The organism is Xylophilus rhododendri (genome assembly GCF_009906855.1).
GTDB classification, from domain to species: Bacteria; Pseudomonadota; Gammaproteobacteria; order Burkholderiales; family Burkholderiaceae_C; genus Xylophilus; species Xylophilus rhododendri.
In genome coordinates, this window is record NZ_CP047650.1 from 1,488,012 (window position 1) to 1,509,197 (window position 21,186).

Genomic DNA, 21,186 nt, shown 5'->3' on the forward strand with positions numbered 1-21,186 from the left:
GACTCCGCATGAGCCGCATCACCATCTATCACAACCCCGCCTGCGGCACCTCGCGCAACACGCTGGCGATGATCCGCAACAGCGGCGAGGAGCCGGCCGTCGTCGAATACCTCAAGACCCCGCCGGACCGGCAGACGCTGACGCAGTTGGTCGCCGACAGCGGCCTTCCGGTGCGCGAAATGATGCGCCGCAAGGGCACGCCCTACGACGAGATGGGGCTGGACGAGGCGCGCTGGTCCGACGAGCAATTGATCGACCTGATGCACGAGCAGCCCATCCTGATCAACCGCCCCATCGTGGTGACGCCGCTGGGCACACGCCTGTGCCGGCCGTCGGAGCTGGTGCTGGACATCCTGCCCGGCGCTCAGCAGGGCGCGCTGGCCAAGGAGGATGGCGAACTGGTCATCGACGCGCAGGGCAAACGCGTCGCCCAGCCTTGAGTCAGAGACCGGTTACGGCACCAGTACAAACCTGAGCGTGCCGGTGCGGCTTGGCTGCAGGCGTAAGGTCCGAGCACTCCAAGAACCACCGCGGCCGCCCGCGGCGCACCTCCATGACCAGTCCCCCCAGCCTTCGCCGCCCAGCCACCGACTACTCGCAGCAGGCCGGCGGCGGACACCCAGGCATCACGCGGCGGCAGCTGGGCATGGGCGCCATCTCGCTGGTGGTGATCGGCGCGGGCCTGCGCCATCTGCAGACGGCGGGCGCCGCGTCCAACCCGGCCGAAGGCGCCGTGCACGCTCCCGCAGAGACGGCCGACTTCCTCGCCTTCTCCACCGCCATCACCGGCCACAAAGACCTCGACAGCATCACCGCCGGCCGCATCTGCGCCGCCATGCTCAAGGCCTCCGCCGAGTTCGCGGGCCAGCTCAAGACCCTGTCCGCATTGGCCACGCCCGGCCTGGAACCCAAGGCCGTGCTGGCCCAGGCCGATTCAGCCGGCCTGCGTGGGACAGCGCTATCCATCGTCGCGGCCTGGTACACCGGCACGGTCGGATCGGGCCCCGGCGCCACCATGGTCGCCTATGCCAAGGCCTTGATGTACCGGCCGATCGCCGACGGCATGACGGTGCCCACCTACTGCAACTACGGCCCCGGCTGGTGGACGGCCGCGCCGCCGCCGGTGGGCGTCTCGCCACCGGTAGAGCCCAAGCCGGTGGCGGCCCCGCCGACGACCGGCACCCCCACACCCGCATCGAATCCCCCGAAGTCCCCCAAGACCACCCCCAGCGCCACCGGCGCCGCCCGCTGAGCCCCGCCAGAGAAAGAACAAGAACATGAAAACAGCTTCCTTCGATGCTTCCGGCGATGCCATCGCCGACGTGGTGGTGGTGGGCTCCGGCGTGGTCGGCGCGATGATCGCGGACCAGCTCGCGGCGCAAGGCCATTCGGTGCTGATCCTCGAAGCCGGCCCGCGCATCGAGCGCGGCCAGGCGGTGGAGAACTGGCGCAACATGCCCTTCGAGAACCGCGCCGGCTCCGACTTCCAGGGCCTGTACCCGCAGTCACCGCTGGCGCCCGCGCCGCTCTACTTCCCCAAGAACAACTACGTGGGCCTGAGCGGCCCCAGCGGCAGCGGCTACCAGCAGGGCTATCTGCGGGTGGTGGGCGGCACCACCTGGCACTGGGCGGCCTCCTGCTGGCGCCACCTGCCGGTGGACCTGAAGATGAAATCCACCTACGGCGTGGGCCGCGACTGGCCGATCAGCTATGAAGAGCTGGAGCCCTACTACTGCCGCGCCGAGCAGGAGATGGGCGTATCGGGCCCCAACGACCCGGCCCTGCAGTCGCCGGTGGAGCGCAGCAAGCCCTATCCGATGGACATGATCCCCTGGGGTTATGCCGACAAACGCGTGGCCGAGATCGTCAACCCGCACGGCTACCGCTCGGTGCCCATTCCGCAGGGCCGCAACGCCCAGCCCTGGGAGGGCCGGCCCGCCTGCTGCGGCAACAACAACTGCCAGCCGATCTGCCCGATCGGCGCCATGTACAGCGGCATCCTGCACGTCACCAAGGCCGAGGCCCGGGGCGTGAAGGTGCTGGCCGAATCGGTGGTCTACCGCGTCGATACCGACGAGAGCAACCGGGTGACCGCCGTGCACTGGTACGACAGCGAGAAGAAGTCGCACAAGGCCAGCGCCAAGGCCTTCGTGCTGGCCTGCAACGGCGTGGAGACACCGCGCCTGCTGCTGATCGCCGCCAACGAACGCAACCCCAAGGGCATCGCCAACCGCTCCGACCAGGTGGGCCGCAACATGATGGACCACTCGGGTTTCCATTGCACCTTCCTGGCCAGCGAGCCGATCTGGACCGGCCGCGGCCCCGCCCAGAGCAGCTGCCTGGTGGGCCCGCGCGACGGCGAGTTCCGCTCGGAATACTCGGCCAACAAGATGATCCTGAACAACATCAGCCGTGCCGCGCCCGCCACCTCGCAGGCGCTCAAGCTCGGCCTGGTCGGCAAGGAACTCGACGACGAGATCCGCCGCCGCGCGGTGCACGGCGTGGACTTCTCGATCAGCCTGGAGCCCCTGCCCGAAGCCGACAACCGCCTGACCCTCAGCCCCGACCGCCGCGACCCGCTCGGCCTGCCCTGCCCGGACATCCACTACGACGTGGGCGACTACGTGAGAAAGGGCGCCGAGGCCGCGCACCAGCAGCTGGAGCACATCGGCAAGCTCTTCAACGCGGTGGAGTTCAACATCACCACCGCACTCAACGCCAACAACCATGTGATGGGCGGCAACATCATGGGCGCCGACCCGCGCGACTCGGTGGTGGACGGCAACTGCCGCACCCATGACCACGCCAACCTGTGGCTGCCGGGCGGCGGCGCGATGCCTTCGGCCAGCGTGGTCAACAGCACCCTGTCGATGGCCGCGCTGGGCCTGCGGGCGGCCGACGACATCGGCCGCATGCTGGCGAAGGGCTGAGATGAAAACCAAGCTCAAGACCCTGGCCGCCCTGGCCGTGCTGGCCCTGTCCGGCATGGCGCAGGCCCAGTCCGCCTCCGCCTCCGCCGCCGATACCGACGCCCTCGTCGCCAAGGGCCGCTACCTGGCCGTGGCCGGCGACTGCGCCGCCTGCCACACCGCCACCACGCCCGGCGCCCAGCCCTTCGCGGGCGGCTACTCCATCGAGTCGCCGCTGGGCACCATCTACGCCACCAACATCACGCCGAGCAAGACCGCTGGCATCGGCAGCTACACCGAAGAGCAGTTCGCCCGCGCCCTGCGCCAGGGCGTGCGCGCCGACGGCCAGCATCTCTACCCGGCCATGCCCTACACCGCCTACACGGTGGTGAGCGACGAGGACACCCACGCCCTCTACACCTACTTCATGAAGGGCGTGGCGCCGGTGGATACCGCCCCGCAGCAGACCGCCCTGCCCTTCCCCTTCAACATCCGCGCCTCGATGGCGGTGTGGAACACCCTGTTCCTGCAGGACCGGCGCTTCGTGCCCGACGCCGCGCTGAGCCAGGAGGTCAACCGCGGCGCCTACCTGGCCAACGGCCCGGCGCACTGCAGCACCTGCCACACCGCCCGCAATGTGCTGATGGCCGAGGACCATGCTGCCTTCCTGGGCGGCGGCCCGCTGGGCGCCTGGTACGCGCCCAACATCACGCCCGATGCCCGCGCCGGCATCGGCAGCTGGAGCGATGCCGAACTGCTGCAGTACCTGCGCACCGGCCACACCGAACACGCCCAGGCCGCCGGCCCCATGGCCGAAGCGGTGGAGAAAAGCTTCCAGCACATGGAGCCGGCCGACCTGAAGGCCATCGTGGCCTATCTGCGCACCGTGCCGCCGGTGGCCGAAGCCAGGCAGGCCCAGCCCGCCACCGCCTTCGGCAAACCCCGGGACGATGAAGCCACCCAACGCGGCGCCGTCGGCCCCAACGAACGCAAGGGCCTGCATGCCGGCGCGGCGCTCTTCAGCGGCTATTGCGCCAGCTGCCACCAGGCCAACGGCGCCGGCAGCCAGAACGGGCTCTACCCGGCCCTGTTCCACAACACCGCCACCGGCCATGCCCAGCCGGCCAACCTGGTCGCCGCCATCCTCTACGGCGTGGACCGCGAGGTGGACGGCCATCACGTGCTGATGCCGCGTTTCGATCAGCAGTCGCAGGTGCAGCCCCTCACCGACGAGCAGATCGCCTCCGTCTCCAACTACGTGCTGGCGCGCTATGGCAACCTGGCGGTGGAGGTGCAGCCGCGCGACGTGGCCGAGGCGCGCGCCGGCGGGCCACGCCCCTTGCTGGCGCGGCTGCAGCCGATGATCCTGCCCCTGATGGTGGCCGGCGTGGTCGTGGTGCTGCTGCTGATCGCGTTCCTGGTGATGCGCTGGCGGGTGAAATAAACCCCTAGGCCCCGCCGTGATGGCAAGATCCGCCCCCAGTGGTTGGACGATTTGCACATCTGGCGGGAAATCCATGGCGCGCAGCTTGGTTTTGGGCATTGCCCTGACGGGTCTCACGATCCTGGGCGGATGCAGCTCACTCATCACGGAAGGCAGCACCGCGGGCGCCGGCATCGCCGGCACCGCCGTGGCGACATCGCTGACGAACAGCGCGAGCGCGGCGGCCGGCATCGGCCTGGGCGTGCAGGCAGCCGCCCGCGCCGCGGTGCAGTACGGCCAGCGCCGGGTGCATGCCGAGACGCAGGACCAGATCGCCGAGATCGCCGGCCCGCTGGAGGTCGGCCAGGTCACCCGCTGGAAGGCCTGGCACCAGATCGCCCTGGAGCCCGACGAGGTCGGCCGGGTCACGGTCAGCCGCACCATCAGCACCGGCGAACTTCAGTGCAAGGAGATCGTGTTCTCGGTGGACGAGGCGGCCGACGGCAAGGCGCATGCGATGGACGCCTCGATCGCCAGCGGCTTCTATGTCGCTTCCATCTGCAAGAGCGGCTCGCGCTGGCAATGGGCCTCGGCCGAGCCGGCGACCGCGCGCTGGGGCGGCCTGCAATGAGGTGCGCGCTGCCTGCCGCGCTGCTGGGGTTCGCGGCCCTGCTGGGCCTGGCGGGCTGTTCCTCGGTCGGCAGCGTCTCGGGCGCGGCGGCTGGCGTGGCCTCCGGCGGCCTGAGCGGCAATCCCGCGGTCGGCATCGCGGTGGGCATCGGCGTGCGTGCCGTGGTGGACGAATCGGTGGACCGGCTGTCCCGCCGCTGGAGCGACGAGGAGCAGCACAGCATCGCGCTGGCCGCCAGCACGCTGGAGGTGGGCCAGCGCGCCCCTGGAGCGTGCGCCATGCCGTGGCCTTCCGCGATGCGGACGGCCAGGTGCAGGTGGTCCGCGCCTTCCGCACCGCGCTGGCGGACTGCAAGGAGGCCGCCTTCACCGTGTCCGAGAGCGACCCCGCCCTGGCCGCGACCTGGTTCACCACGACCATGTGCCAGGGCCCCCGTGGCTGGCAGTGGGCCGCCGCCGAACCGGCGGTCGCGCGCTGGGGCGCCTTGCAGTGATGCCCTGCGGCCGCCAGCCGCAGCCAGAGGTATTTCGGCAGGCCGGGGCCGCGAAACCCCGGTCAGCGTGCGTCCGCGTTTTCGACGGCCTGGGTTCTCACGTAGCGGGCGATGGTGGCGATCAGGCGGTCGAGGTCGCCTTTCAGGGCCTGGAAATGGCTGTTTCGCTCGCGCGTGCGCTCGTCCATGTAGAGAGGCCTGCGGATCTCGATCTGCATGCTGTGGCGCCGCAGCTGCGGCCTGCCGATCTGCGCTAGCAGCTCCACGCCCTTGTAGGGGTCGTTCAGCGCGACCGTGTACCCCATGGCGGCCAGCGTGCTGCGCACCAGCTCCACGAAGGCGGGCTCGCAGGTGCTGCCGTCGCGGTCGCCGAGCACGAAGTCCGCGAGCGGGCCGCGGTCGTGCATCTGCAGCCGCTCGTAGGCGTTGCCGGGCATGGAGTGCAGGTTCAGGTGCCAGACGGCGCCGAAGCGGGCATGGGCCTGCTCGATGGCGCTGGCCAGGGCCTGGTGGTAGGGCTTGTAGCAGCGCTCGATGCGGTTCTGCACCTCCGCCACGCCGAGGCGGCGGTCGTAGATGGGCGTATCGAGATGGACCGTGCGCCAGATCAGCCCGCTGCCGATGCGGCTCTTCTCGCTGGGCCGCGCCAGGCCCGGCCATGGCGCGTCGAGCAGCGCGGGGTCGATGTCTTCGAGCTTGCGGTTGGGGTCGATGTAGCTGCGCGGGAAGTCGGCCGAGATCAGGGTCGCGCCCTGTTGCGCGAGGCCGGCCCAGAGCGCATCGACATGGGTGTCTTCGGCGCTGCGCAGAAGGGCCAGCGGCACGGCGGCCCGGAAGTCGTCGGGATAGCGGGTGCCGCTGTGCGGCGAATCGCACACCAGGGCGATGGGCGGGGCCGCGGGCGGCAGGAGCGTGAAGCTGGGATGAGGGGTGGGGGCCATCGGACGACAGGACTGGAGGAAGGGCCCGCAGTCTGTGCCGCAGCCCGGGCCATGGCCAAACGACAAGCTGTCATTCGGCCATGACGGCTGCTCATAGGCCTTCAGCCTTCGCCGTGTCCGGACATGGCCATGGCGGCGATTTCTCCCTTCGCGGTCTCGATCAGCCAGCTGCGGAAGGCGGCCACGCCCGGCTGGTGGCGGCGATGGGCCGGGGTGCAGAAGTAGTAGCCGCGCTGGGACAGGATCGGCAGGTCGAACGGTACTGCGAGCCGGCCGGCATCGAGCTCCGCCTGCACCAGGAAACGCGGGACCAGGCCGATCCCGAAATCGGCGATGGCCGCCTGGATCACGCCCGCGACCAGGTCGTAGGACTGCCGCAGGTTGGGCGCCGTGGCGCGCGCGCCCGCGGCACGCAGCCAGTGGGTCCAGGCGCCGGGCGAGGTGGTGTGATAGAGCAGCGGCTCGCCGGCCAGCTCGTCGGGCGTCTGCCAGCGGCCCTGTTCGTGGCGCGCGGCGGCGCGCGCCGGGCTGCACACCGGCACCACTTCGCGGCCGATGAGGTACTCGCAGGCCAGGGCCGGCCACTGCTCCTCGCCCAGCCCGGTGAGGATGGCGCAGTCCGGCGTGCTGCCCGAGAAGTCCTCCTGGCTGCGGTAGGGCACGAAGCGCAGCTGCACATCCGGGTAGCGCGCATGGAAGGCCGCGAGCCTGGGGATCAGCCAGACATGCGCCAGGGTCGGCACGACCGCCGCCGTGATGTCGTGGCCGCCATCGTTGCCCAGCCGCAGCCGCACGCTGGCGGCCTCGATGGCGGCCAGGGGCTCCTGGATTTCATCGAGGAACTGCCGGCCGGCAGGCGTCAGGCCGAGCTGGTGCGAATCGCGCTGCAGCAGCTGTTTGCCGTAGTGGCTTTCCATGCGCGCCACCGCCCGGCTGATGGCGCCCTGGGTCACCAGCAGCTCGGTCGCCGCACGCGAGAAGCTGCCGGTACGCACCACGGCCACGAATGCATGGAGCTCTGACATGGAGGCGGAATGCAGTCGCATGGTGCAACCATACCGCAGCTATGAGCGCTGGTAATTGTCTTATCCCGGTTTGTCGATTGCGGCGGCGCGCGGCTGGCGGGAGACTTGGTTCCACCTTGTCGCAGCCCTCCACGAAGAGTCCATCTTGAAAACGTTCATCCCGCTCATGTCCAGGCGCCGGGCCTTGGTCGCAGCCTTGCCTGCGCTTGTGTTGGCCGCCGGCGCGCAGGCCCAGGGCGGTCCGTATCCGGACCGTCCGATCAAACTCGTCGTGCCCTTTTCGTCCGGCGGCTCCACCGACCTGGCCGCACGGGTGATCGCCGAATACGCGGGCCGCGAGCTCAGGCAGCCGGTGATCGTCGACAACCGGGCCGGCGCGGGCGGCTCCCTGGGCATGGAGATCGTCGCCCGCTCGGCGCCCGACGGCTACACCCTGGGCATGGCCACCATGAGCACCCACGGCTCGAACCCGGCGGCCTATGGCAGCAAACTCAAGTACGACGCGCTGCGCGACTTCGTGCCCATCACCAATGTGGCCAGCGTGCCGACGGTGTTCATGATCAATCCCGGCGTGCCGGCGAAGTCGATGCAGGAGCTGATCGCCCTGGCCAAGGCCAAGCCCGGGAAATACAGCTTCGCCACCCCGGGCACCGGCTCGCTGGGCCATGCCAACATGGAGTACTTCCAGAACCTGGCCGGGATCCAGCTGCTGCACATTCCCTACAAGGGCGCCGGTGCCGCGCTGACCGACGTGCTGTCGGGCCAGGTCGACATCATCAGCGACAACCTGCCCTCGGCCCTGCCGCAGATCAGGTCCGGCAAGCTGCGCCCGCTGGCGCTCAACGGCGAGAAGCGCTCCCCGCAACTGCCCGACGTGCCGACGTTCGGCGAGCTGGGCTTCAAGGAGATCAGCGCCGGCAGCTGGTTCGGCATCGTGGCGCCGGCCGGGACTTCGCCCGCCATCGTGGCCCGGCTCAACCAGGCGATTCACAAGGCGATGCTGCAGCCTGAATTCCTGAAGAAAATGGATGAAGCGGGCGCCACGCCCACACCCACCACGCCCGAGCAATTCGGCGAGCAGATCAGGCTGGCGATCGGCCGCTACGCGCATGTGGCGAAGATCGCCAGGATCGCGGTCGATTGACCGATCAGGCCGCCGCCAGCGCCTGGCTGTCGAACTGGATAGCGAATGCCGCGCTGTGCCGCGCCGTGCAGCGGTCCACCCAGGCATCGATCACCGGATCGCCCGGCTTGCCCTTCCAGGCATAGGCCGAACTCAGCAGCAGGTCGGCGGCGGTGAAACGTTCGCCGAAGAGGAAGTCGCGGCCTTGCAGCGCCTCGCGCAGCCGGGCCTCTGCCTCGGCCGTGGTGCGAAAGGTGCGCACCAGCGCCGGATGCTGCAGGCCGGCGGATTCCAGCGTGAGCAGCGGCTCCATCACGCCCGCATACCAAGCGAACCAGCTGAGGTAGGCGCCGCGCTGCGGATGGTCCGGCGGAATGCTCAGGCCGGCGGCGGGAAAGCGGTCGGCCAGGTACTGGACGATCGCGGCCGACTCCCGGATCTGCACGCCGTCTTCCAGCAGCAGCGGCACCTTGCCCTCCGGATGCGGATTGCGGGCGTCGCGGGCGCCGGAGCCGTCCAGGCGCTCGATGGTGACGATCTCGATGTTCACCTCGTCGAGCGCGCCCAGCTCCTGGAGCAGGGCCAGCACGCGGGTGGAACGGCTGCGGGGGGAATGGAACAGTGTCAGCACAGGAGACTCCTTCTTCGGGTGGTGGGAAGCTGCTAATCTAGCCAGCCCTCCTGCCAGAACCTGTCAGCTGAACCATGCCCCGCCCGGACCGCCTTTTCCGCCTGCTGCAGGCCCTGCGCCAGCTGCCGGCGCCGGTCACGGCGGCGCGGCTGGCCGAGGAGACGGGCGTCTCGGTGCGCTCCATCTACCGTGACATCGACAGCCTGCGCGCGGCCGGCGCCGAGATCGGCGGCGAGCGCGGCTTCGGCTACTGCCTGGTGGAGGACGGCACGCTGCCGCCGCAGATGTTCAGCCGCATCGAGATCGAGGCCCTGGTGCTCGGCATGGCCGAGGTGCGCCAGAGCGGCGACCCGGCCCTGGCCCAGGCCGCCGCCTCGGTGCTGGCCAAGGTGGCCGCCACCCTGCCGCAGGCGCGGCAGCAGCAGGTGGTGCATGCGGTCTCGCAGGTCTACCGGCCCGAGACGCGTTACCCGGACATGCCCTGCCTGCCCGCCATTCGCGAGGCCTGCTGGCGCGAGGAGGCCCTGGTCATCGCCTACCGCGACAAGGACGACCGGCCCAGCCAGCGCACCATCTGGCCGCTGGCCGTGGTCTACCTGGAGCAGAAGCTGATGGTGCTGGCCTGGTGCTGCCTGCGCGCGGACTTCCGCATGTTCCGCCCCGACCGCATCGCCAGCACTTCGCCCGAGGGCAGCAGCTTCCGGCCGCAGCGGGTGGGGCTGCTGCGGCGCTACATCGCCAGCATGTCGGCGGCCTGAAACGGCGGCTTTGCAGGATTGTTGATGATCGTTGCACGATCCTCCGCAGCTGGGCCCGGGGTGCAGACAAACGCGGTGCCGGCGCCTTAAGCTTCGTCCCATGCTGACATCCGCCCGGCCCCCTCTGCGCACCGAACCCGCCATCGACCAGATGCAGGTCACGGTGATGCGGGCCGAGCTGGCCGCGATGATCGAGCGCCGCACCGGCACCGACGGCTCCCACGACACCGCCATCGCGCGCCTGGGCTTCTCCCGCACCACGCAGGTCCATCACCCGGTGCATTCGGTGTGCGAGCCGGCCTTCTGCATCCTGGCCCAGGGCAGCAAGCGGATTCTGCTGGGCGACGAGGTCTACATCTACGACAGCAACCAGTACCTGGTGGCCTCGCAGAACCTGCCGGTGTCCGGCCAGGTGATCGATGCCTCGCCCGAAGCGCCCTACCTGGGCCTGCGGATTTCCTTCAGCGTCAAGGAGATCGCCGAACTGGCGCTGGAGTTCGGCCTGGCCGACGCCGCCCCCGGGGCGCGGCGCAGCGCGGCATCTTCACCGGCGCCCTGACCCCCGTGCTGCTCGACCCGGTGCTGCGGCTGATGAAGCTGCTCGACACCCCCGAGGACGCGCCCGCCCTGGCGCCGCTGATCTCGCGCGAGATCCTCTACCGCCTGCTGAAGTCGCCCGACGGCTGGCGGCTGGCGCAGATGGCGGTGGTCGACAGCCACAGCCAGCGGGTCACCCAGGCCATCGCCCTGCTGTCGCAGCACTACCGCGAGCCGCTGCGCATCGAGGACCTGGCGGCGGCGGTGCACATGAGCGTGTCCTCGCTGCACCACCATTTCAAGGCCGTCACCTCGATGAGCCCGCTGCAGTTCCAGAAGCAGCTGCGGCTGCAGGAATCGCGCCGCATCATGATCGGCGAACACGTCGATGCCGCCACCGCCGGCCACCGCGTGGGCTACGAGAGCCAGTCGCAGTTCAACCGCGAGTACAGCCGGTTCTTCGGCATGCCGCCGGTGCGCGATGTGAAGCGCCTGCGCGAGCAACAGCTCGGCCAGGCCAGCCCGGCCGCCACGCCGGGCCGCTGACGGCCTGGCGAACCCATTCCCGTACCGCCCGATGCGCGGCGCCCTTGCCGGGCGCCGCGGGGCGGCGTTCGGCCCCGTCGCGGGCCCTGCCTGAAGAGGTCAAGCATGAAGATCCATCTGAAATTCGATGGTCAGGTCGTCACCGCGACCCTGGCCGATACCGCCGCCGCGCTGGCTTTCATCGCCATGCTGCCGGTGCGCATCACGCTGCACGAGCTGTTCGGGCGCGAGAAATTCGGCGCGCTGCCCCGGCCCGTGGGCCCGGCACCGCTGCGCTCGCAGGCCTGCACGGCGGGCGACCTGATCTGCTGGTCGGCCGGGCCCGACCTGGCGGTGCTGTACGGACAGGAGGCGTATCCGCTCAGCGGCGGCTTCCATCTGCTGGGACGCATCGACGAGGGTGCGCAGGCCTTCGCGGTGCCGGGGCCGCTCGACGTGAGCATCGAGCTTGCGGACCGGCGCGGCAGCGAACGCACCCGTTCCCACACTGCGCTCGCCGGCTAATTGACCGAGATATGCGCCTCGCGGATCAGCGGCTGCAGCTGCCTGGACTGCTCCTGCACGAACTCCGCGAAGGGCTTGGGCGCGCGGTAGATCGGCTCGTGTCCCGGCACCCGCAGCTTGCGCTGCAGGTCCTCGTCGCGCAGGGCGGCGGCCAGGGCTTCGGTGAGCTTCTTGACCACCGGGGCCGGTGTTCCGGCTGGCGCATAGAGCCCGACCCAGGTCGTGGCTTCGTAGTTGCCCAGCCCGGCCTCGTCCACCGTCGGCAGCTTGGGAAACACCGGTGAGCGCTGTGCGCCCGTGGTCGCCAGCACCCGCATGCGGCCGGTCTTGACCAGGGGAATCGCGTCCGGGAAATTGATGATCGCCATGTCGATGTCGCCGTGCACCAGCGCCTTGGCCGTGGGCGGGCCGCCTTCGTAGGGCACATGCACCATGGCGGGCAACCCGAAGGTGCGCTTGAACTGCTCGCCGGCCAGATGCGACATCGTGCCGTTGCCGGTGCTGCCGAACCTGGCGTTGGCGCCCTTGGCCTTGAGTTCGGCGATCAGCTCGCGCAGGTTGGTCGCCTTGGTGTTGGCACCGAGCGCGAGCAGGTGCGGGCTGTCGCTCACCATGCCGACCGGCTCGAAGGACTTCACCGGGTCGTAGGGCAGATGGCTGTAGAGCAAGGGCGCCGAGACATGGCTGGCCGTGCCGCCGAGGATCAGGGTGTAGCCATCCGGCGGCGCCGCGGCCACATAGGCAGCGGCGAGCGTCGCGCCGGCGCCGGGCCGGTTCTCCACCACGATGGTCTGGTCGAGCAGGGTGGCCATCTTGTCGGCCAGCTGCCGGCCCAGCACATCCACCGCGCCGGTGATCGGGTAGGGAATCACCAGGGTGATGGGTTTGACGGGATAGGTGCCGGACTCCGCCGCCGCACCCAGGCTGCAGGCACAAAGGACCGCGGCCAGGACTTGCTTGATGGACTTCATGTGCCTGCCTTGCGTTTGCCGTAGGACATTTTCGCCCTGGCGGTGACAGCAATTCTGGCGGTACGGCTTGACCGCAGCCTGACCTCCGTTCAGGCGCCCAGGGCCTGCGCCATGCGCACCAGGTCGGGCTGCATGAGATCGAAATAGGCCTCCGGCCCGATATCGACCTTGCCGCGCGGGCCGTATTCCAGCGGCCGCGGGAGAAAGCCCACGCTGAAGCCGAATTTCTTCGCCGCTTCCAGGTCGTATTTATGCGCCGCGACCATCAGGATCTGTTCCGGGCGCAGATTCAGGGAATTGGCGGCAAGCGCATACACCTTGGGATCGGGTTTGGCGGATTTCACCAGCTCGGCCGTCAAGATGCAGTCGAAAGGCAGATCCGCCGATTTGATCATCTGCACCAGCGAGGCCATGCTGCCGTTGGACAGCGTCGATAAAGTGAACCGGTTCTTGAGCCGTTCCAGCCCTGGCTTGGTATCTGCCCAGGGATCGATCTGGTACCAGAGATAATTCAACTGGTCTCTGTCAGCAGCATTGAGCCTGGTGCCCCATTCGTAGGAAACCAGTGTCTTGTCCAAGGCCTCGCGGTACACGAAATCGGCCGAGCGCCAGGGCGATTTTCCTTGGGCGATTTCATCCGTCAATTTTCGCCACTCCGCGCGCCACTGGTCCAGCAGCTGCACCCAGTCCACCTGAATACCGAGGGACTCGGTGAATGCAGCGCCCTTTCTGGTGATGGACCCATAGGTATCCAGCAACGTGCCGACCGTGTCGAAAACAATGGCCTTGATCTGGCCCGGATTGAAATCCATCTTGATGCTTCCTGTATTTTCGGCGGCCACCGCGGGCAGTACGATAGTCGTGGCAAGCGCCGCACCGACGGCTTTGACGAAGGCTCTTTTATTGAAAAGCACCGGATCGAACGATGTTTGCATGATTTGTTCCATGGCTTGTTAATCGAGCTTGGCGCCGGACACCTTCACCACCTCGGCCCATTTCGTGGTTTCAGCGCGGACAAGGCTGCGGAATCCTTCGGCCGATTGCGGCGTGAGATAAACACCGAGCGCCTGGCATTTCTCCGCCATGCCCGGCGCGGCCAGGGCCTTCTGGATCTCCGATTCGAATCGTTTGGCGATGGCGGGCGGTAATTTCGCCGGCGCCACCATGCCGGCCCAGGCCGTGACCTCGTATCCCGGCACGGTTTCATTGACCGCCGGCACCTGCGGAAAATCCGGCTGCCGTTTCGCCGAACTGACCGCCAATGCCCGCACCCGGCCGGCCTTCACCATTTCGGCGACGACGGAGGAATTGACGAACATGGCGTCGATCTGCCCGCCCAGCAGATCGGTGATTCCAGCGGTCGATGCCTTGTAGGGCACATGGACCATTTTGGCCCCGGTGAGATGCTTGAATAACTCCATGCCCAGGTGCGCGGAAGTACCGTTGCCATCGGAGGCATAGGACAGTTTGTCCGGGTCCTTGCGCAGGGCCGCGATCAGATCGGCCACGGTCTTGTACGGACTGGCCGGATTCACCACCAGGAAATTCACGGTTTGCCAGGTTCCACCCAGCAGCGTCAGGTCTTTTTCGGTGTCGTAGGGAATATTGGGCAGCAGGGCCTTGTTGGTGGAGAGCGCAACGAGATTCCCATAACCGATCGTGTAGCCGTCCGGCGACGAATGCACCACATCCATCATGCCGATGACCTGCGAGGCACCGGGCTTGTTCTCGATCACGAAGGCCACACCGAGCTGCCGGCTCAGCTGGTTGCCCAGCATGCGGGCCATGACGTCCGCGCCGCTGCCGGCCGCCGAGGACACGACCAGCCGAATCGGTTTTTCCGGCCACGCGACCTGCGCCGAGGCTGCGAGCGGCATGACACCGAGCGAACAAGATGCCAAACCCAGCGCTAGAAGTAATCGAAGACGCATACAGTTCCCTCCGTCGAATTGAAATAGTGAAAATCGGCGCCGTGCCCGGCTCATTGATCGACCATGGAGCCATCGACATGCGCGCGCATGGCCACCGACAGCGACTTCCCGGGGAATCTTCCAGGGACATCCTCGGGAATGAAAACACCGAGCCCCGGCGCCTGCGGAATGGCCAGGAATCCATGCTCCGGTGCCGCCAGCCCTTCGACCACATTCGCGCCGCGCAGGCCGTCGCGGCCTTCATAATCGACGCTTTCGTACACATACTCTTGGATCGCGAAATTGGGGATGGCCGCATCGAGTTGCAGGCAGGCCGCCAGATTGACCGGCGACAGCGGGTTATGGAAGACGACCTGCGCGTCGCAGGCCTCCGCCAGGGCCGCGATTTTCTTGCCGGCCGTGATGCCGCCGCACACGGAAATACAGGGCCGCACGAATTCGGCACCGCGCCGCGCCAGCAGCGTTTGAAACTGCTGGAGATTGGTGAACCGTTCTCCCGTGGCGATCGGCACCGGCATATGGTCCGCCACCCAGGCCATCGCATCCGGATTACCCGGCCGGATCGGATCCTCGATATACATGGGCAGATATTCTCGGATCATGTGGCCGAAAGTGATCGCTTCGGCCGGCGACATGCGGTTGTGCAGTTCGATGCAGATATCCACCGAACTGCCCACGGCATGGCGTACCGCCGCGATATTCTGGGTGGCATCGCCGATTTTGTCCGCATGCGTCTTGAACCAGGGCTTTGCATTACCCTCTTCCAGCAGCGGATTCAGATAACCGAGCGCATTGAAACCCATGCCCTTGAGTATGCCGGCTCTTTCCAGCAGATGCTCCGGCGTCTTGCCCTTGCAATGGCTGTAGAGCCGCACCTTGTCGCGCACGGCGCCGCCCAGCATTTCATAAACAGGCACGCCATGGTGCTTGCCCTTGATATCCCACAGCGCCACATCGATCGCCGAAATGGCGCCGCCGATCGCTGCGCCGCTGAATTGCTGGAAGCGGTACATCACATTCCAGTGGTGCTCGATTTGCCGCGGATCCTTGCCCACCAGATATTCCGCGAATTTCCGGATGGCTTCGGCACTGGCTTCGAGATGGCCCCATGCACCGGATTCTCCGAGTCCCACGATACCATCCGAGGTGGTTATTTTCGCGAACAGGAACTTGTCCACGAAAAGTGGCTCTACACTGGCAATCTTCACATTTTCCCTTCGGAGTTTATCGGCGCATGCAGCGGTGTCGCGTCGCCATTCTCCAGGGACGGCCATGCCATGTGAAATTCACGATCCGTATAGGGTATGCAAGCCTTCGTGGCGGGAAAGAACATGGAACTGAGCTGGCTGGAAGACCTGATCGCCCTGCATTCGAGCCGCAGTTTTTCGAAAGCCGCGGAAATCCGGCATGTGACCCAGCCCACGCTGAGCCGAAGAATCCAGAGCCTGGAGATCTGGCTGGGCGCACCGCTCATCGACCGGCGGGTCTTTCCCATCGTGCTGACCGAGCAGGGCAAATCCTTCATCAAGGCGTCGGAGGACATCGTGCAGTCGCTGTACCGCGAGCGCGATATCTGCAGGGGCGTCACACGCCCGGTGCGGGGCACCATGTCCTTCGCCATGGTGCAGTCGATCGCCACGGACTTCTTTCCGGACTGGATCAAGCTCGCCGAATCGAAGATCGGCCCGCTCAAGCTCAGCGTGGCGTCACGCAGCCTGCATGACTGCGTGCAGGCCCTGATCGTGGACAGCTGCGACCTGATGTTGGCCTACGCGAGCAAGGGCTCGCCGCAGATCCTGGACGCATCGCGCTTCCAGACCCTCACGGTGCTGGAAGACCTGCTGGTACCCGTCTGCGCGGTGGACGAGCACGGCAGCCCCGCCTTCGCGCTGCCCGAGGTGCTGACGACGCCCATCCCCTACCTCGCCTACTCCTCCTACGCGTCCCTGTCCGGCGCGGTGAGTTCGATCATCGAGGCCCACGCCAGGCGCGAAATGCTGGACCAGTGCTACGAGTCCGACTTGGCCAGCGCCTTGAAATCCATGGCCCTGTCGGGCCGCGGCGTGGCCTGGCTGCCGCACTTTTCGGTGAAGGCCGAGATCGCGGACGGCCTGCTGGCGGTGGCGGGCAGCATGCGCTGGGCGGCGCCGATCCAGGTCAACGCCTACCGGGCGATCGAGACACGCAGCCAGGACGAGGAAGCGCTGTGGGCCTGGATGCAGGCCCATCCACTGGGGCGCAACGCGATGCTCGACGGGATCACCGGCCCTGCGGGCGCCGCCAGCGCCGTCGATCCCCGGTCCTCGAATTTCCGCCGCGACTATCCCTCGATGAGCGGTCGCCGCACCCGCAGGCGCTGATCCGCCGTCCGGAAAGTCACCGACCAGCGCGGGACCAGCGGCGCGGATACGCTGAGCTGCCAGTCCATGCCGGCCTCACCCGAGATGCGGTAGACCGAGCGCGGCGCGACTTCGAGATGGAGGCTGGCCCTGCGCCCAGGCTTGCCGGCAGAACCGCCCATCGAAGAGGGCCGCAGCTGCAGCATCGCGGGCGCCCCCAGCGAGACCTGGGCGCCCAGCTCGCCATCGGGCTCGTCGCCATGACGGTCCGAGGGCATGCCGGGCCGGTATTCGGCGACGACCGTCTCGACCAGCCGGTCCGGGCCGATGCGAAGCCAGCCGGCGGCCCGGTGCCGCAAAGGTTCCAGCACTTCGGGCAAGGGCCCTGCAGAAGGCTGGCGATTGTCGTCGTTTTCCGTGCTGCCGCCGTAGCGGATGACCCGGCGGCCCGCACCCGCCGACCGGTGCTGCACTTCCACGAGCGGCAGAGTGCCCAGGACCGCCAGCCAGTGGCGCTCCTCCGCGGGCGTCAGGAAATCCGGCTGATAGACCATGCCCGGCGGAAGCACCGGCGGCGCCTGCGCGAAGCTGAAAAGGCCGGACTGGCGGGGATCCTGGAGTTCGGACGAAGGACGGCGGGCAGGCATTGCCGCGAGATTACCTCGCGGCCGGCGAAGTCGACGGCGGTCTCTAGCGGATGAAACGCTCGATGTAGTTCTCCGGCAGGCCCAGCTGCCGGTAATGCCGGCGCGCGGCTTCGAGCTTGGTGAACACATCCTCGTAGCCCACTGCCACGCCCTGCGGGTCCACATAGGTGTAGCCGCCGGTCACATGGAACCAGGTGATCATCTCGGTGACGCCCTCGGGCACCACCAGGGTATGGGTCTCGCCGGCCGGCTCGTGGGCATAGGAGCCCTCTTCCGCGATCCAGTCGTGTTCCAGGTACTGCCAGCGGCCCTTGAGCACCAGCGCATGCACCGGGCCGGAATGGCGGTGGCGCGACAGCACGCCGGCCTTTTGCACCCGCAGCAGGTTCACGTAGTAGCCGCCGCTGGTGCACAGCAGCAGCGGCTTGAAGGAGACGCTCCGGGTCACCGGCACCCACAGCTCGTCGTTCTCCAGCCAGCGGTCCAGCACGTTGAGGTGGACCAGGTCGGGCGACATGTAGGGCACCTGGGGCAGTGCGTAGGGAATGGCCAGTTCATCGGGCCTGGCGGCGGGGGCGGCGGCATGTGGGGTGTTCATGCCGGGCAGCTTAGGTTCGGGATGGCCGGATGCCCAGGCCCCGTGGCGATCAGGGGGTGTTCCGCGCTGGAACAGCCTAGTAGGTCGGCGGGGTCACCGCGCTGATGATCTCCGCCGTGCCGGGCCCGACATTGCGAAAACGGTGCGGCATCTGGCTGTCGAAGTAATAGCCCTGCCCCGGCCCCAGCACCCGGGTCTGGTCGCCCACGGTCACCTCGACCTGGCCGCTGAGGATGAAACCGGCCTCCTGCGATCGGTGCGAGAAGGCCTCGCCGGTGTCGGCGCCCACCGCATAGCTTTCCTTCAGCATGAGGATGTGGCGGTTGGGATGGTTCATGCCCAGCATGCGGTAGGAGATGGTGTCCTGGTCGCCGATCTCGACCAGGTCTTCCTCGTCGTAGAAGGGCGAATAGGGCAGCGTCGTCTGCAGGCCGTCGAAGAAGCCGACCAGGGTGGTGCCCAGGGCGTCGAGCATGGCCGAGAGGGTGTCGACGCTGGGGCTGGTCTTGTCGCGCTCGACCAGGGAGATGGTGGCGTGCGAGATGCCCGAGCGCTGCGCCAGCTCGCGCACCGACAGCTTGCGCCGCATGCGCAACTGCTTGAGATGGATGCCGACTTGGGCCATGGTGTCCTCGCTGCCGATCAGCCGGCATTATGGGCTTGGGCCCCCTCGCGCCGGCCCGGCCTTCAGCCCCCGGGCAGCCGGCGCCTGCGCACCGCCGTCACCGGCTGGTAGGCGATTTTGTCCACCGGATAGAAGGGGCGGGCCACGGTGAAGGGCTGTTCGGCCGGGCGGTAGGCGGTCATGCCGACGGTGTCGCAGGTCATGCAGTCGCCGCTGTCCGCATAGTTCAGGGTGAAGTGGTAGCCGGAGCGTGCCACGACCACCTGCTGCTCTGCGACCGGTATGCCCAGGGCTTCGTAGAAGCGGGGGTCGAGGTAGGTCAGCGGAAGCTCGGTCAGCGCGATCCGCACCTGGCCCAGCTGCACCACCGCGTAGGGGCCGGTCGCCACGGACACGCCACCCATGGCCGGGCCCTTGATCACCACGTCGACGTTCGAACCCCGGGCCAGCAGCCGGCAGGCGGCCGACACCGGCGGGGTTTCGGTGGAGTAACGGCCGCCGATGGACAGCTCCACCATGTCGCCGATCTCCGCATCCCTGCATCGCCGCACCGATGCCGCGTCGCGGATCGGCAGGGCGGCCCGGAGCGCGGGAAAGTCCGCCAGCAGCGTGTTCAGCACGAAGGTGCTGTCGCCCGGCCCGCCGGCCGCCACCCGGTCGCCCTGGTCGCCGATGACCACCGGGCGTGTGCGGCCCGGCTCGGCGGCGCGCGTCAGGCAGGTATGGATGTCGGGCAGCACGCCGACCAGCTCGTCGCGCGCGGCCCACAGGGCATCGGCGATCTCGTGGGCCGCGTCCCAGGCCGGCTCGGCCTGGCCGTTGCCGTAGGCGATCACCGTCTGGCCCATGTGCGCGACGTCCAGGAACTGCTGGACGTTGAAGATGCTGATGTCGAACAGCCCGCTGGTCTCCACCAGCGCCCGGACCCGCGCGTGCAGGCCCATCAGCGGCTCCTCGTCGGTGCGGTCCTGGCCCAGGGTCAGCATGGGGAAATGCACCGACACGCAGACCGGCTCGAAGCGGCCCGCCAGCATGGCCAGCGCGCCGCGCATGGCGCGCTCGCCGGTCTCGGCCATGTCGGCATGCGGGTTGGTCTTGTAGCCGGTGAGGAAGTCGCAGGCCGCCAGGGTGTAGGGGGTGACATGGGCATGCAGGTCCAGGCCGGCGGTGATCGGCACCGTGGGGCCGACGATGTCGCGCAGGCTGCGGATCAGGTCGCCTTCGGGATCGTCGTGCGCGGTGGTGACCATGGCGCCGTGCAGCGCCAGCACGATGGCGTCGAAACCGCCGTGGCGGGCGGCGTCCAGCATCGCCGCCTTGAATTCCGCATACACCGCGTCATCGACGATGCCCGAGGGAAAGGCCCGGAACGAGGCCGGCACGATCACCGAGAAACCCGCCGCCTCGGCCGTGTCGATCACGCCGCCCAGCACCGAGCGGGTGCCGCGGTAGGCGTCGAGCGCCTCCTGCCCGAAGGCGATCTGGAACTGGTCGCGGCCGGTCGGGATGGGGTTGAAGCTGTGCGACTCCTGGTAGAGGGAGCCGCTGAGGATGGTCTTGTAGCTCACGTGGCGGCCTCAATCGAGCTTGACGTTCACCGCCTTGAGCAGGGCGGCCTGGCTGGTGCGGTCGTCCTCCATGGTCTTGCCGAAATCCTGCGGCGTGCCGCCGGCCGGGAACACCGAGAGTTTCTCGATCGCCTCGCGGATGCGCGGCTCGGCCAGCGCATCGTTGGCCGCCTTGTTCAACCGCGCGATCACCTCGGGCGGCGTGCTGGCCGGCGCCACGATGCCGAACCACGAGAACAGGCCCAGCTCGGGCAGGCCCTGCTCGGCATAGGTCGGCACATCGGGCAGGCTGGGCACGCGCCGGTTGCCGGACACCGCCAGGGCCTTGAGCTTGCCGCCCTGGATGTAGGGCAGCGAGGACGGCAGGTCGTCGCTCAGCACATCGACCTGGCCGGCCAGCACATCCTGGATGACGAAGCTGATGCCCTTGTAGGGCACGTGCAGCAGCTGGGTGCCGGTGCGCAACTGGAACATCTCCATCTTGAGATGGCCGCCGCCGCCGGCACCGGACGAGCCGAAGGAATACCTGCCCGGATTGGCCTTGGCCAGGGCGATGAATTCGGTGAGGTTCTTCGCCGGCACCTGCATGCCGGCGGACCACACCGTGGGGCAGTTGGCGATGTTGACGACGGGCAGCAGGTCCTTGCGCACGTCGTAGTTGAGCTTGCGGGTCAGCGGCAGCACCGAGTGCGATGTCACGGTGGCGATGCCGAGCGTGTAGCCGTCCGGCGCCGCCCGCACCACCGCCTCGGAGCCGATGGCGCCGGCCGCGCCGGCCCGGTTGTCCACCACGATCGACTGGCCCAGGTAGCGGGCCATGCCGTCGGCCATGATGCGGGCCAGGATGTCGGTGGTGCCGCCCGGCGCGAAGGGCACGATGATCTTGATCGCATGGTTGGGAAACGCCTCGGCCGCGAGCGCCGGTGCGGCGGCCACGGCCAGCGCGGCCAGGAGGAGAAGGGATCGGCGGTCGGTGGCGGGCATGG

21 protein-coding genes and 2 pseudogenes are annotated in these 21,186 nt (G+C 68.2%); 11 read left to right on the top strand and 12 right to left on the bottom strand.

What is annotated here, in order from left to right; genetic code table 11:
- The first annotated feature begins 8 nt into the window (after positions 1–8).
- From arsC to GT347_RS28025, 6 genes and pseudogenes are all read left to right on the top strand, one after another.
- Entirely contained in the window at positions 9–440 is a 432-nt protein-coding gene (gene arsC / locus GT347_RS06730) for an arsenate reductase (glutaredoxin) (protein WP_160551231.1), read from the top strand.
- A gap of 113 nt (positions 441–553) precedes the next feature.
- Positions 554–1,252, top strand: coding sequence for a sugar dehydrogenase complex small subunit (locus tag GT347_RS06735; protein ID WP_160551232.1), 699 nt, complete (start codon positions 554–556; stop codon positions 1,250–1,252).
- 25 nt (positions 1,253–1,277) lie between these two features.
- On the top strand, positions 1,278–2,930 hold the full coding sequence (locus GT347_RS06740; protein ID WP_160551233.1) for a GMC family oxidoreductase: 1,653 nt from the start codon (positions 1,278–1,280) through the stop codon (positions 2,928–2,930).
- Position 2,931: 1 nt separating this feature from the next.
- Positions 2,932–4,353, top strand: coding sequence for a c-type cytochrome (locus tag GT347_RS06745; protein ID WP_160551234.1), 1,422 nt, complete (start codon positions 2,932–2,934; stop codon positions 4,351–4,353).
- Positions 4,354–4,372: 19 nt separating this feature from the next.
- On the top strand, positions 4,373–4,963 hold the full coding sequence (locus GT347_RS06750; protein ID WP_160551235.1) for a hypothetical protein: 591 nt from the start codon (positions 4,373–4,375) through the stop codon (positions 4,961–4,963).
- Positions 4,915–5,456 (top strand): annotated as a pseudogene (locus GT347_RS28025) (hypothetical protein). The gene GT347_RS06750 and the pseudogene GT347_RS28025 overlap by 49 nt, the downstream one beginning before the upstream one ends.
- A gap of 62 nt (positions 5,457–5,518) precedes the next feature.
- Here the strand turns inward: GT347_RS28025 and GT347_RS06760 are convergent.
- Positions 5,519–6,397: an N-formylglutamate amidohydrolase gene (locus GT347_RS06760; RefSeq protein WP_160551236.1), complete on the bottom strand. Its 879-nt coding sequence runs from the start codon at positions 6,395–6,397 to the stop codon at positions 5,519–5,521.
- Between the two features lie 101 nt (positions 6,398–6,498).
- A complete protein-coding gene (locus tag GT347_RS06765; RefSeq protein WP_229722757.1) occupies positions 6,499–7,422 on the bottom strand; it encodes a LysR substrate-binding domain-containing protein in 924 nt (307 codons plus the stop codon).
- Positions 7,423–7,588: 166 nt separating this feature from the next.
- On the opposite strand from GT347_RS06765, the gene GT347_RS06770 reads away from it, so the two are divergent.
- A complete protein-coding gene (locus tag GT347_RS06770) occupies positions 7,589–8,566 on the top strand; it encodes a Bug family tripartite tricarboxylate transporter substrate binding protein (RefSeq protein ID WP_160555247.1) in 978 nt (325 codons plus the stop codon).
- A gap of 4 nt (positions 8,567–8,570) precedes the next feature.
- Here GT347_RS06770 and GT347_RS06775 read toward each other — a convergent pair whose 3' ends face one another.
- A complete protein-coding gene (locus GT347_RS06775) occupies positions 8,571–9,176 on the bottom strand; it encodes a glutathione S-transferase family protein (protein ID WP_160551238.1) in 606 nt (201 codons plus the stop codon).
- Positions 9,177–9,250: 74 nt separating this feature from the next.
- On the opposite strand from GT347_RS06775, the gene GT347_RS06780 reads away from it, so the two are divergent.
- The 3 genes and pseudogenes from GT347_RS06780 (at position 9,251) to GT347_RS06790 (ending at position 11,521) form a co-directional block, all read left to right on the top strand.
- Positions 9,251–9,934, top strand: a complete 684-nt coding sequence (locus tag GT347_RS06780; protein ID WP_160551239.1) for a helix-turn-helix transcriptional regulator — start codon at positions 9,251–9,253, stop codon at positions 9,932–9,934.
- Between the two features lie 151 nt (positions 9,935–10,085).
- Positions 10,086–11,017 (top strand): annotated as a pseudogene (locus tag GT347_RS28030) (AraC family transcriptional regulator).
- Between the two features lie 105 nt (positions 11,018–11,122).
- On the top strand, positions 11,123–11,521 hold the full coding sequence (locus GT347_RS06790; protein WP_160551240.1) for a cyclophilin-like fold protein: 399 nt from the start codon (positions 11,123–11,125) through the stop codon (positions 11,519–11,521).
- Here the strand turns inward: GT347_RS06790 and GT347_RS06795 are convergent.
- From GT347_RS06795 to GT347_RS06810, 4 genes are all read right to left on the bottom strand, one after another.
- Positions 11,518–12,492 (bottom strand): Bug family tripartite tricarboxylate transporter substrate binding protein, encoded by a 975-nt coding sequence (locus GT347_RS06795; RefSeq protein ID WP_160551241.1) that lies wholly within the window; start codon positions 12,490–12,492, stop codon positions 11,518–11,520. The genes GT347_RS06790 and GT347_RS06795 overlap by 4 nt on opposite strands.
- 89 nt (positions 12,493–12,581) lie before the next feature.
- Positions 12,582–13,439 carry a haloacid dehalogenase type II gene (locus GT347_RS06800; protein WP_160551242.1) on the bottom strand — a complete coding sequence of 286 codons (858 nt, stop codon included), beginning with the start codon at positions 13,437–13,439 and terminating at the stop codon, positions 12,582–12,584.
- A 6-nt stretch (positions 13,440–13,445) separates the two neighbouring features.
- Positions 13,446–14,369 (bottom strand): Bug family tripartite tricarboxylate transporter substrate binding protein, encoded by a 924-nt coding sequence (locus GT347_RS06805; RefSeq protein ID WP_160551243.1) that lies wholly within the window; start codon positions 14,367–14,369, stop codon positions 13,446–13,448.
- 104 nt (positions 14,370–14,473) lie between these two features.
- The gene (locus GT347_RS06810; RefSeq protein WP_229722759.1) at positions 14,474–15,601 is read right to left on the bottom strand and encodes a mandelate racemase/muconate lactonizing enzyme family protein; all 1,128 of its coding nucleotides are present in this window, start codon (positions 15,599–15,601) and stop codon (positions 14,474–14,476) included.
- A gap of 153 nt (positions 15,602–15,754) precedes the next feature.
- Here GT347_RS06810 and GT347_RS06815 point away from each other — a divergent pair, with 153 nt between their 5' ends.
- Positions 15,755–16,783, top strand: a complete 1,029-nt coding sequence (locus GT347_RS06815) for a LysR family transcriptional regulator (protein WP_229722761.1) — start codon at positions 15,755–15,757, stop codon at positions 16,781–16,783.
- Here the strand turns inward: GT347_RS06815 and GT347_RS06820 are convergent.
- The 5 genes from GT347_RS06820 to GT347_RS06840 all read right to left on the bottom strand — a co-directional run bounded on the left by GT347_RS06820 (position 16,744) and on the right by GT347_RS06840 (position 21,184).
- Positions 16,744–17,409: an alpha-ketoglutarate-dependent dioxygenase AlkB family protein gene (locus GT347_RS06820; RefSeq protein ID WP_160551246.1), complete on the bottom strand. Its 666-nt coding sequence runs from the start codon at positions 17,407–17,409 to the stop codon at positions 16,744–16,746. The two genes, GT347_RS06815 and GT347_RS06820, sit on opposite strands and share 40 nt — an antisense overlap.
- A gap of 43 nt (positions 17,410–17,452) precedes the next feature.
- Positions 17,453–18,007: a 2,4'-dihydroxyacetophenone dioxygenase family protein gene (locus GT347_RS06825; protein WP_229722763.1), complete on the bottom strand. Its 555-nt coding sequence runs from the start codon at positions 18,005–18,007 to the stop codon at positions 17,453–17,455.
- Positions 18,008–18,083: 76 nt separating this feature from the next.
- A complete protein-coding gene (locus tag GT347_RS06830) occupies positions 18,084–18,632 on the bottom strand; it encodes a cupin domain-containing protein (protein WP_160551247.1) in 549 nt (182 codons plus the stop codon).
- A 62-nt stretch (positions 18,633–18,694) separates the two neighbouring features.
- On the bottom strand, positions 18,695–20,200 hold the full coding sequence (locus GT347_RS06835) for a M81 family metallopeptidase (RefSeq protein WP_160551248.1): 1,506 nt from the start codon (positions 20,198–20,200) through the stop codon (positions 18,695–18,697).
- Between the two features lie 9 nt (positions 20,201–20,209).
- On the bottom strand, positions 20,210–21,184 hold the full coding sequence (locus GT347_RS06840; RefSeq protein ID WP_160551249.1) for a Bug family tripartite tricarboxylate transporter substrate binding protein: 975 nt from the start codon (positions 21,182–21,184) through the stop codon (positions 20,210–20,212).
- Positions 21,185–21,186 lie beyond the last annotated feature (2 nt).

Coding starts and splice junctions, on each gene's coding strand:
- GT347_RS06770 (WP_160555247.1), top strand. CDS start 7,589: ATGTCCAGGCGCCGGGCCTTGGTCGCAGCCTTGCCTGCGCTTGTGTTG.
- GT347_RS06840 (WP_160551249.1), bottom strand. CDS start 21,184: ATGCCCGCCACCGACCGCCGATCCCTTCTCCTCCTGGCCGCGCTGGCC.
- GT347_RS06815 (WP_229722761.1), top strand. CDS start 15,755: ATGGAACTGAGCTGGCTGGAAGACCTGATCGCCCTGCATTCGAGCCGC.
- GT347_RS06745 (WP_160551234.1), top strand. CDS start 2,932: ATGAAAACCAAGCTCAAGACCCTGGCCGCCCTGGCCGTGCTGGCCCTG.
- GT347_RS06830 (WP_160551247.1), bottom strand. CDS start 18,632: ATGGCCCAAGTCGGCATCCATCTCAAGCAGTTGCGCATGCGGCGCAAG.
- GT347_RS06790 (WP_160551240.1), top strand. CDS start 11,123: ATGAAGATCCATCTGAAATTCGATGGTCAGGTCGTCACCGCGACCCTG.
- GT347_RS06825 (WP_229722763.1), bottom strand. CDS start 18,007: ATGAACACCCCACATGCCGCCGCCCCCGCCGCCAGGCCCGATGAACTG.
- GT347_RS06805 (WP_160551243.1), bottom strand. CDS start 14,369: ATGCCGCTCGCAGCCTCGGCGCAGGTCGCGTGGCCGGAAAAACCGATT.
- GT347_RS06740 (WP_160551233.1), top strand. CDS start 1,278: ATGAAAACAGCTTCCTTCGATGCTTCCGGCGATGCCATCGCCGACGTG.
- GT347_RS06760 (WP_160551236.1), bottom strand. CDS start 6,397: ATGGCCCCCACCCCTCATCCCAGCTTCACGCTCCTGCCGCCCGCGGCC.
- GT347_RS06780 (WP_160551239.1), top strand. CDS start 9,251: ATGCCCCGCCCGGACCGCCTTTTCCGCCTGCTGCAGGCCCTGCGCCAG.
- GT347_RS06820 (WP_160551246.1), bottom strand. CDS start 17,409: ATGCCTGCCCGCCGTCCTTCGTCCGAACTCCAGGATCCCCGCCAGTCC.
- GT347_RS06765 (WP_229722757.1), bottom strand. CDS start 7,422: ATGTCAGAGCTCCATGCATTCGTGGCCGTGGTGCGTACCGGCAGCTTC.
- GT347_RS06795 (WP_160551241.1), bottom strand. CDS start 12,492: ATGAAGTCCATCAAGCAAGTCCTGGCCGCGGTCCTTTGTGCCTGCAGC.
- GT347_RS06800 (WP_160551242.1), bottom strand. CDS start 13,439: ATGGAACAAATCATGCAAACATCGTTCGATCCGGTGCTTTTCAATAAA.
- GT347_RS06750 (WP_160551235.1), top strand. CDS start 4,373: ATGGCAAGATCCGCCCCCAGTGGTTGGACGATTTGCACATCTGGCGGG.
- arsC (WP_160551231.1), top strand. CDS start 9: ATGAGCCGCATCACCATCTATCACAACCCCGCCTGCGGCACCTCGCGC.
- GT347_RS06735 (WP_160551232.1), top strand. CDS start 554: ATGACCAGTCCCCCCAGCCTTCGCCGCCCAGCCACCGACTACTCGCAG.